This window comes from Arthrobacter sp. Hiyo1 (assembly GCF_001263615.2).
Classification (GTDB): Bacteria; Actinomycetota; Actinomycetes; order Actinomycetales; family Micrococcaceae; genus Arthrobacter.
The window spans coordinates 119735-121580 of record NZ_DF952475.1; the positions used below are offsets into that span (position 1 = coordinate 119735).

The window sequence follows — 1846 nt, forward strand, 5'->3', positions numbered from 1 at the left end:
CTTCGCCGGAGGGGAGGACAAGCCGGGTCAGGAGGCGACGGGACTCTGCTCCTCGACGAAGGCGTTCGCGTAGAGGGTGGAGGCGTCGATGTCGACGGTCTTGACCTTTGCGCGGATCTGTCCGCTGAGGGTGTCATCGAACGGTGCGGACTTGATCGCATCGATGACGAGCTGCGCGGATCCGGGCGAGACCGTGTAGTCGCCTTGGGACAAGGTGGGCCATCTCTTGGCGATGGCCTGGACTGCATCGGCGGTTTCCTTGCCCGCGAGGTAGGTGGAGGACAGGAGTTCGGCGATCCGTTCGGGGGTGCGTGAGCGGACGTACTCCAGGGTGCGGCGCATCGCGTTGACCAGACGTTGGACGATGTCCGGGTGGTCCTTTAGGAATTCCGGGGTGACGAGCAAAGATTCTGCGGGCCAGACCGCGCCGAACTCGGCGACCGTGCTCTCCCGGGTGGCAAGGTCATACAGTGTGGAGACGAGCCCGGTTTCCTTCATATAGGTCGTCATGGGTTCCATGAAGGTCAGTACATCGACGGTACCTTCCTGCAGCCCCTGCGTGACGGCCTCACGCCGGCCATCGACCGCCGCCATCACCGGAGTGTAGCTTCCGCTGGGCAAACCGGCCCTGCTGGCGAGGTAGCTTGTCACGATCCCTTTGGCCGAGTGGCTGGCGCCCTCGGCGATCCGGCGTCCGGCAAAGTCTGCGGCGGAGCGGATCTCGCCCTTGGATGCCTCCGACACCATTACCGTGATGCCGGGCGCGTCGTGCAGGACCATGACGGCAACCTGCGGCTTGCCGTTGACCACGCCGAAGACTGCGTGCTGGAACCAGTTCACCTGAGCGTCGAGGCGGCCACCGCCGGCCTCGAGGTCCTTGATCTCCTGCTTGTTCAACAGGGTGACGGCGAGATTCTCGTCATTGAAGTACCCGAGCTGCTGGGCGACGTAGGCGAGCACGATGCCTTGGAGCCGAGCCGCAGCGGAAGCTGCGGTTCCTGGGATTCAGTCATTGAACCCTCCTTCTGGAGTGGGTTCCGGTGTCGCGGGATGCGGACCGGCCCGCTCGCGTTCGCTAATGCACTACAACGTATCACTAACGAAATGCCATGCATAGATCTATCAGCTGTTACTTTTCAAAAATTCCAACTGCAATGGGCCTGGAGAATTGAAGCGAGGGGTTGCGTTCCCCCACCCAGCCGGGCGCAAGAAGAGCGGCGCCGGGAGACCTTGACTCCGGGCGCCGCTCTTCTGTGGTTCCCCTAAGCTGACCCGCTGTTAGAGTCCGACGCTGTCAGCCTCGTAGACACGGGCGGCAAAGTCCTCCAGGGTGGCGGCGCAGTCCGTCAACGCGTCCGCAACCTTGTCCGCCAGGGGCGCGCCGAGCATGTCGCGTGCCTTGACCTTCTGGTACCACCCCTTGAGCTTGACGAGGTCCTCCTCGTTTTCTTCGAGCTCGCCGTAGGTGAAGTGTTCCTCCCTGACTTCCTTCTCAACCCCGGCATGGAAGTCCCGGCACTTGTCGAGGATCTCTTCATACTCATCATTGCGGGCCGCATTGAACATCTCGACCAGATCCGTTTCGCCGATGATCGACGTCGAATTGATGAGAAATGCCTTTCCGGACATCGCTTCGACGATTTCATTCCGGAGAGCCCTCATGGCCCGCTCGCTCTGTGCTGTGCGGGGCACCGCAGCGGCGGAGTTCTGCATGTAGATCGCCCCCAGGTTGCGCAGCTTGCGCCAGACGGCGGCGCGCAGGCGGGTTGGCTCACTTGGCACCCGGTACACAAGGAGCAGCCACGTGGGCGAACCTTGGGCCCTGGCCCCCGCCTGCCGCTCTGGC

Annotated in this window: 2 protein-coding genes; both read right to left on the minus strand. The window is 63.0% G+C overall.

Features of this window, described 5'->3' with window-relative positions:
• Positions 1-27: 27 nt before the first annotated feature.
• Positions 28-960 carry an ABC transporter substrate-binding protein gene (locus tag AHiyo1_RS19535; RefSeq protein ID WP_059389672.1) on the minus strand — a complete coding sequence of 311 codons (933 nt, stop codon included), beginning with the start codon at positions 958-960 and terminating at the stop codon, positions 28-30.
• A 318-nt stretch (positions 961-1278) separates the two neighbouring features.
• Positions 1279-1846 (minus strand): Chromate resistance protein ChrB (locus AHiyo1_RS19540; protein ID WP_059389673.1); only part of this gene is annotated, 568 nt, incomplete at its 5' end.